This window comes from Flavobacterium taihuense (assembly GCF_019351435.1).
GTDB classification, from domain to species: Bacteria; Bacteroidota; Bacteroidia; order Flavobacteriales; family Flavobacteriaceae; genus Flavobacterium; species Flavobacterium taihuense.
Genome location: NZ_JAHWYN010000029.1, coordinates 19,607 through 27,170, shown reverse-complemented (window position 1 = coordinate 27,170; position 7,564 = coordinate 19,607). Strand labels below are relative to the sequence as shown.

At 34.8% G+C, this 7,564-nt stretch carries 8 protein-coding genes; all 8 read right to left on the bottom strand.

The window, feature by feature from the left end; translation table 11 throughout:
• Positions 1 to 216: 216 nt before the first annotated feature.
• Entirely contained in the window at positions 217 to 393 is a 177-nt protein-coding gene (locus tag KZH69_RS19320) for a hypothetical protein (RefSeq protein WP_219319117.1), read from the bottom strand.
• Between the two features lie 60 nt (positions 394 to 453).
• Positions 454 to 1,578 carry an ABC transporter permease gene (locus KZH69_RS19315; protein WP_219319116.1) on the bottom strand — a complete coding sequence of 375 codons (1,125 nt, stop codon included), beginning with the start codon at positions 1,576 to 1,578 and terminating at the stop codon, positions 454 to 456.
• Between the two features lie 298 nt (positions 1,579 to 1,876).
• Entirely contained in the window at positions 1,877 to 2,983 is a 1,107-nt protein-coding gene (locus tag KZH69_RS19310) for an ABC transporter permease (RefSeq protein ID WP_219319115.1), read from the bottom strand.
• A 76-nt stretch (positions 2,984 to 3,059) separates the two neighbouring features.
• Positions 3,060 to 3,794: an ABC transporter ATP-binding protein gene (locus KZH69_RS19305; protein WP_219319114.1), complete on the bottom strand. Its 735-nt coding sequence runs from the start codon at positions 3,792 to 3,794 to the stop codon at positions 3,060 to 3,062.
• 27 nt (positions 3,795 to 3,821) lie between these two features.
• On the bottom strand, positions 3,822 to 4,718 hold the full coding sequence (locus tag KZH69_RS19300; RefSeq protein ID WP_219319113.1) for an ABC transporter ATP-binding protein: 897 nt from the start codon (positions 4,716 to 4,718) through the stop codon (positions 3,822 to 3,824).
• 55 nt (positions 4,719 to 4,773) lie between these two features.
• Positions 4,774 to 5,649: an HlyD family secretion protein gene (locus tag KZH69_RS19295; RefSeq protein ID WP_219319112.1), complete on the bottom strand. Its 876-nt coding sequence runs from the start codon at positions 5,647 to 5,649 to the stop codon at positions 4,774 to 4,776.
• Between the two features lie 71 nt (positions 5,650 to 5,720).
• The gene (locus tag KZH69_RS19290; RefSeq protein ID WP_219319111.1) at positions 5,721 to 6,974 is read right to left on the bottom strand and encodes a TolC family protein; all 1,254 of its coding nucleotides are present in this window, start codon (positions 6,972 to 6,974) and stop codon (positions 5,721 to 5,723) included.
• Positions 6,971 to 7,564: a TetR/AcrR family transcriptional regulator gene (locus tag KZH69_RS19285; RefSeq protein WP_219319110.1), complete on the bottom strand. Its 594-nt coding sequence runs from the start codon at positions 7,562 to 7,564 to the stop codon at positions 6,971 to 6,973. The genes KZH69_RS19290 and KZH69_RS19285 overlap by 4 nt, the downstream gene beginning before the upstream one ends.

Below are 7,564 nucleotides of genomic sequence, written 5' to 3'. Positions count from 1 at the left end.
ATGGACGATGCCTATTCAAAATTGGGGAATTGTTTTAAACCAATTTACCCTTATATTTGATAAAAGGCTCCGATTATAAAACCGAAGCCTTGACTTTTCAACTTACACACTTTATGGGACAGTGTCTTTTTTTATTTGGTTTCCAATGTTTTTTTTAATAAAAAAGAGTGCTTGAATAATCAAGCACTCTTTTTAGGGTATTATAAATTAATTACATTACATTTTCTTTTCAGATTTTGCTGTGCAGCAAGATTTTTTGGATTTGTCACACGCCTTTTTTTCTTTGGCGGTACATTCTTTTTTAGGGGTTTCTTTTGGTTTTGTTTCTTGAGCGCTTGCATTCATACCTGCCGAAAAAAGTGCTACTGCTAAAAGGGTGATTAGGTTTTTCATGTTTTTAGTTTTTGAATTTAACGATATTTCAAAACTATTATTTTTTTTGAATAGTTTTCATTAATTAACTTTTTTATAACTCAATACCGCAAGAGTATTTAAAGCAATCGCATAGCCAGTGATAATAGAAAATTGGGTTGTAATATCCGTAAAAGTGGCTCCTTTAAGCATCACCATTCTAATGATTTCAACAAAATAGCGAATCGGGTTGAACAAAGTTATGTTTTGCGCCCAATTTGGCATACTTTCTATTGGTGTAAACAGTCCACTCATTAAAATAAAAATTACCATAAAAAACCAAGCAATAAACATGGCCTGTTGTTGCGTTTCAGTGTGATTTGATATGAATAATCCGATGCCTAAAATAAGCAATAAATACACAGAAGTAAAGGCGTAAATCAAAAACAAACTTCCTAACATAGGAACATTGAATACGACTTTGGCAATGAGGAGACCAATAGTTAAAATGACTAAACCAAGAATCCAAAAAGGGAATAATTTGCCAATAATGAATTGATGTTTCCGGATTGGAGTTACGTTTATTTGTTCGAGAGTGCCAATTTCCTTTTCCCGAACGATATTCATGGACGAAAGAAAAAGAGTTATCATAGTAACTAATAATACCAAAATTCCGGGAACCATATAGGTCTTATAGTTCAGTGTGTTGTTGTACCAAAAGGATGGTATAGTGATTATGTTTTGTGGCGTTATAAAGGAATTATCTTTGTATTGCAAAAGGTGGCTTTGAATTTTTTGATTGTAAGTTCCAATGATTTGCGAAATATAGACGTTTTCTACTCCTGCAGATGCTCCATCGATGGCATTTATACTTACGGAGAGTATGGTGGTTTTATCAGTGATGAGGTTGCGTTCGAATTGTGTGGGGATTTCGAGTATAATATCGATATTTCCTTTTTGCATTTCGAGGTTGGCTTCTTCTTTAGTATTGAATTGGTTTACAATTATGAATGATTTTGAAGCTTGAAATTTACTGATGAGTTCCCTGGAAGCTGCCGAATGGTCATGATCAATATAAGAGAACTTGATATTTTGGATTTCAAAGCTGGCGGCGTTGGACAAGATTAATAATTGAATTAATGGTAAAACAAATATGATAGGTAACATTCCTTTGTTTCTAAAGATTTGCTTGAATTCTTTCTGGATGATGAATAGGATTGTTTTCATTTTAGATTGTTGATCAACGATTTGTGATATTTAGATTTTTTAGATTACCAGTGAAATTGTCATTGAAGTTTTCTTGTTTCTTTGAAGTCCTAGCCCTGATAGCAATGGAAAGCCCGGAGCGACAAAAAGTAGTTTTTTCTTGCACTAAAAAAAGCGACTGAAAGAAGCTCTTTTTTGGGCTTAGAAAAACACTTTTTGGAGTAAGGACTTGTAATGTATAGCAGGATTAGCTACTTATTAATTTTAGATTTCAATTTTTTTTATCTTTTCTCTTTGTTCTTGTTTCTATTCTCTTTTTTTACTCCAGTCTGATTTTATATTTCTTGATACTTATTGCAATAAAAAGGATAGTCATTCCTATCAATATTAAGGTCTCTTTCCAAATGGTATGTATTGTGGCTCCTTTGAGCATAATAGCTTTGATGATGATGATGAACCATTTTGCCGGTATGATATTGCTGATGATTTGGAGAGGCAACGGCATACTCGAAATAGGAAATATAAAACCCGACAGGATGATAACGGGGAGCATTAATCCCGCTAAGGAAAACATCATGGCGGTTTGCTGTGATTGTGCAATGGTCGAGATTAGAATTCCTAGCGATAGTGCTGTGATGATGAATAATATACTTTCTAAGGCTAATAGAAAAAGACTGCCTTCAATTGGCATTTTGAAGACAAAAACTCCTAAAAGCAAGATAATAGCTGCATTGATAATGGATAGAAAAATATACGGAAAAACTTTTCCAATGACGACTTGAAAGGGCTTTATGGGCGATACCAAAAGGACTTCCATGGTGCCCATTTCTTTTTCCCGTGTGATAGAAATAGAAGTCATCATAGCCGAAACCAACATCAAAATTACGGTCATTACGCCGGGTACAAAAGTGAAGACACTCTTGAGTTCTGGGTTGTAATACAGTTGCGTTTGGGTTTGAATTTGGTAAACAGGTTTGACATTTTTATTGATTTCCTGCGAGTAATTCTGTAAAATAGCGTTGATATAATTGGTGATGGTATTGGCTATATTCGGATCAGTAGCATCAGTGATGACTTGTACTTTGGCAGTTTTTTTATTTTGTAGGTTTTGAATAAAATCTTTCTCGAATACCAAGACGGCTTTGACTTTTCCGGTTCGGAAAATACTTTCTATTTGGGCTTCGTGTGTGATTTGGTTCACGATTTTAAAATACTTGGAAGCGCTTATTTTATTGATGATTTGTTGGGTTTCGTTGTCTTTGGATTGGTCGAAAATAGCGATATTGACATTGTTAATTTCATTGGTAATGGCAAATCCGAACAGCATGATCTGGACCATTGGCATTCCGAAAAGAATGAACATAGTACGTTTGTCCCGAAAAATGTGGTAGAACTCTTTTGTTACAAAACCGATGAATCTTTTCATTTTAGACTACTTATATTGTTGAATTATTAGATTATTTACCTGTATTTGACTGCAATCTAAAAACTGCAATCTGCAACTATTCAATATTTCGTGCGAGTTTCAGGAATACATCATTCATGGAATCGACATTGTATTTTTGTTTTAAATTTTTTGGACTGTCCAGAGCTTCTATTTTTCCTTCGACCATGATGGAGACTCGGTCACAATATTCGGCTTCGTCCATATAATGCGTGGTGACAAATAGTGTGGTGCCTTTATGTGCTTCGGCGTAAATCATTTCCCAAAATTGCCGTCTTGTAATAGGGTCAACTCCTCCAGTAGGCTCATCGAGGAATACTATTTTGGGTTCGTGCAAAAGAGCTACCGAAAAGGATAGTTTTTGTTTCCAACCTTGGGGCAAAGATTTTACCAATTTATCGGCAACATCCTGTAAATTTAACTCCTGAATTAATTGTGCTGTTTTTTCTTTGATTTGGGCACGAGACAATCCATAGATGCCGCCAAAAAAGGTGATGTTTTCCTTGATGGTCAAATCGTCATACATTGAAAATTTTTGGCTCATATAGCCAATGCTTTTTTTGACCATTTCGGCTTGGGTTTTTACATCAAATCCTGCTACGGTTGCTTCGCCCGATGTGGGTTTTGAAATACCGATGAGCATTTTCATAGCTGTTGTTTTTCCCGCCCCATTGGCACCCAGAAACCCGAAAATCTCCCCTTTATATACATCAAAGGAAATACTGTTGACTGCGGTGAAACTGCCAAATTCTTTGGTGAGGTTATTTACGGTAATGATTTTTTCTTGATTCATTTTTGACGCAAATTATTTGGACATAGATTACAAATCCATAAAAACATCTTCTATGGTTGGTTTTGTCATTTGGATCTCTATTTCGGTATGTTTTTTATCTTCTAAATATTTCTTTAATGTATCAGAATCAAATTCAGTTTCCTTGTCCGTGTAATGTATGGATTCACCAAAGGCATAAACGCTGTATTGACTTGGATGGTTTTTTAGATCGAGTAGGAGCTGATACGTATTTTTGGCTCGGACATCATAAATGGTTTTGTCGTATTTCTCGATAATGTTGATTGGAGAATCAATTTTAAGGATCTTTCCTTTTTGAATTAATGCAATTCGGTCACACAAAGCAGCTTCATCCATATAGGGTGTTGAAACCAAAATTGTAATTCCTTTTTGCTGTAAACGCTTTAGCATTTGCCAAAATTCTTTTCGGGAAACGGGGTCAACTCCTGTTGTGGGTTCATCTAGGAATAAGACTTTAGGTTTGTGAATTAAAGCACAGCACAAAGCGAGTTTTTGTTTCATTCCACCTGAAAGTGCACCTGCTCTTCGAGTCTTAAATGGTTCTATTTGAATGTAAATATCTTTGATTAAATCGTAATTTTCCTCGATGGTGGTGCCAAAAAGCGTCGCAAAAAACGTTAGGTTCTCCTCAACGGATAAATCTTGGTACAAGGAGAATTTTCCGGGCATATAACCCACACAATTACGTATGGATTTGTATTCTTTTACTACATCAAAACCTGCAACGGATGCAGTTCCTTCGTCAGCAAAAAGCAAAGTTGTCAATATTCTAAAAAGAGTTGTTTTTCCGGCACCATCAGGCCCAATGAGACCAAATATTTCGCCTTCATTTACAGCAAAAGATAGCGTTTCAACAGCTTTTATTTTGTTGTAGGATTTGGAAATATTTTGAACGGTTATGCTCATATTTAATGTCAATTTCAATTTCAAAAATCAATTTAAAATTTGTAGTTTCATTCGTTTATTTCAACCACATTTCAGCAGGCATTCCTATTTTTAAACTACCATCGTTTTTTACATCTACTTTCACGGCATAAACTAAGTTTACTCGTTCTTCTTTCGTTTGGATGATTTTTGGAGTGAATTCTGCTACCGATGAAATCCAGGAAATAGTCCCAGGATAGGATTTCATTCCAGTTCCATTGTCAATTTTTACGGTTACTTTCTGATTCAGTTTTATTTTCGGAAGTTGGGTTTCGCTAATATAAACCCTCAACGTCATTTGGCTGAGATTGGCTATTTTATAGAGCGGTTTTCCAAAGGAAGCTATTTCATTGGGTTCTGCATATTTGGCCAAAACGGTTGCTTTTATCGGATTAATGATTTTGCTGTTCTTGATTTGGTCATTGATCTTTTTAATCTGAACATCAATCGAAGCGATTTCATTTATAATAGGTGCATTCTGGGTTTGAACGCCTTTTATTTGCTCTTTGATCACATCCACTTTTCCTTCTATTTCATCGACTTGGCGTTTGGTAGCGGCGTTTTCAGCAAACATATTCTGAATCCTTTTTTGTTCAATTAGTGTAGTTTTGAGTTGCGCCTGCAATACACTGATTTGTGATAATACATTTTCAGATTTAGAATAAATCGTAGCCTTTGAAGCTACAAGCTGCTGCTTGTTAAAATGTAATTGTAGTGTATCTACCAATCCTACCAAAGTATTCGGTTCAATGATATTGCCTTCTTCAATATTTAAAAACTCCAGTTTTCCATTGGCTTCTGCCGAAATAGTGATTTCGGTTGCTTCAAAATTGCCATAACCATCGGCTTTGTTGTCACTGTTGTTGCATGAAAACAGGCTTAATAGCAGTGTTAGAATAAATATATGTTTCATTTTGTTTAAAGATTTATTTGTTTGTAAACCTTTGTCAAAGTTTAGAACTTAGACAGAGGTTTAAAGGATTACTAATTGATTCCAATAGCGACTTGATAATTGGCCTTGGCGAGTTCCAATTGTATTTCATGTATTTTTTGGCTGTTTTTGGCTTCGTACAAATTGGTGAATTCGATCAAATATTCGGAGGCGGTAATGACTCCGTTTTTTAATTGCGAACTGGCTGATTTCTCTACATATTCTCGTAGAGTGATTATATCAGTATCAGTTGCTATGTTGGCTTCTGATTTTTGTATTTCTGCATTGATTTCTTGCAGTTGAATGTTGTTGTTGAGTAAGAATGTTTCTTTTTCGGTAGCGATGATATCAGCAGAAACAGTAAGTGCTTCCTTCTCGGATTTTGATTTATTCCAATCAAATACATTCCAATTGGCTTTCAATCCCACCATAAAAATAGGTTCAAAAGAATTTTCAATCATGTTTAGTCCCGGATTACCATAACCTGCGATTCCAAAGGCATTTATTTTAGGCAAATTATTTTTAGTCAATATACTTTTTGAAACATCGATTTGCTGTTCTTGTAATTCAAAATAGTGCATCTCAGGACGATTTATGATTGTATTTACAGGTGTTGTAATAATTGGTTTGTCCAATTCGGTTGTCTCAGAAATGTTGGAATAGGTTATGGAAGAAAGATTTTCGAAAAGTTTTTTTTTGTCATATTGAATTTCTGAAAGCTGTTGTTTAATTTTCAGGTTTTCGGCTTCCAATACTTTTTCGGAGGCAGGCAAAATGGCGCCAAATTGAATTCCCGATTTTACCTCTTTTATTTTGGATTCCAATTGGTTTTGTTTGGCAAGCAAAAGATCTTTTCGCTCCTGCAAAAGTAAAATAGAAAAAAATAATTGATTGATTCTAGACTTGAGTTGGTATAAATTAACCTCGACTTGTTGCTGTTGGGTTTTGGTTTGGGCTTCTTTGAGTTTGGTATTGGCATCAATCAAACCACCATTGTAAAGCAACTGATTAACGTCTAATGTAGCTTTGTATTGGTCTTTATTTAGTGGGGATACAAAAGGGTTTGGAATTTCGGTTACTTGATTTTGATAGGTTCCTTGGGCATTCAAATCTATTTTTGGCAATTTTCCGGTTTGTAAAGCATTCACTTCATAATCCGATTTTTGTTGTAATAAAGTAATTTGTTTGGCGGTTGGATAATTTTGATGAACCAATGAATAACAATTTTCCAATGTCATTTTTTGCTGTGCGAAAGCAAAAAAGGGAAGTAAAAAAAGGATGATAAAAGTATATTTTGGAGTTCTCATTTTTTAATCGAATTAATAATAGTTTCGGCTATGCTTGTTTTTCGTTCTTCCATCATTTCATTGAATTCAGTTTCTGAAAGCTGAATGATTCCTTTTATCATTGTTTTGGCTGCAAAAGGAAAAACCGTCATCGAAAAAATATCTAATAAAAGCTGTTTTGGAGGAATAGGTTTAATGATTCCTTCTGCTATTTCTTTTTCGATTTGCGCTAATAATGGAGTAGGATCGGGGCGATTTTTATGATTTAGAAAGGATAGTACAAATTCGGGGTTGTTGTTCATTTCCTGAATTACAAACGACGGCAAATAAGGGTTGACAATGACAAATGAAATATAACTGTTTGTGAATTTTTTAATTTTTTCAAAAACTGTTGCTTCTGAGTTGAAGATCTCATTGATCTGCGGAGCCAATTGGCTGAAGGCATTCATAAAAACTGCTTCAAAAAGCAATTGTTTGTTTTTAAAACAGTAATGTAACATTGCTTTGTTGATACCTGCCTCATCGGCAATTTCCTGCATGCGCGCTCCAGCGAATCCCTTTTTTTGGAACACTATTCTGGCGGCATTGAATATTTTTTCTTCGGTAGTCAT

What these genes read in the sequence shown, in the direction of transcription:
- KZH69_RS19320 (WP_219319117.1), bottom strand. Translation starts at nt 393, where the DNA reads ATGAAAAACCTAATCACCCTTTTAGCAGTAGCACTTTTTTCGGCAGGT.
- KZH69_RS19315 (WP_219319116.1), bottom strand. Translation starts at nt 1,578, where the DNA reads ATGAAAACAATCCTATTCATCATCCAGAAAGAATTCAAGCAAATCTTT.
- KZH69_RS19310 (WP_219319115.1), bottom strand. Translation starts at nt 2,983, where the DNA reads ATGAAAAGATTCATCGGTTTTGTAACAAAAGAGTTCTACCACATTTTT.
- KZH69_RS19305 (WP_219319114.1), bottom strand. Translation starts at nt 3,794, where the DNA reads ATGAATCAAGAAAAAATCATTACCGTAAATAACCTCACCAAAGAATTT.
- KZH69_RS19300 (WP_219319113.1), bottom strand. Translation starts at nt 4,718, where the DNA reads ATGAGCATAACCGTTCAAAATATTTCCAAATCCTACAACAAAATAAAA.
- KZH69_RS19295 (WP_219319112.1), bottom strand. Translation starts at nt 5,649, where the DNA reads ATGAAACATATATTTATTCTAACACTGCTATTAAGCCTGTTTTCATGC.
- KZH69_RS19290 (WP_219319111.1), bottom strand. Translation starts at nt 6,974, where the DNA reads ATGAGAACTCCAAAATATACTTTTATCATCCTTTTTTTACTTCCCTTT.
- KZH69_RS19285 (WP_219319110.1), bottom strand. Translation starts at nt 7,564, where the DNA reads ATGACTACCGAAGAAAAAATATTCAATGCCGCCAGAATAGTGTTCCAA.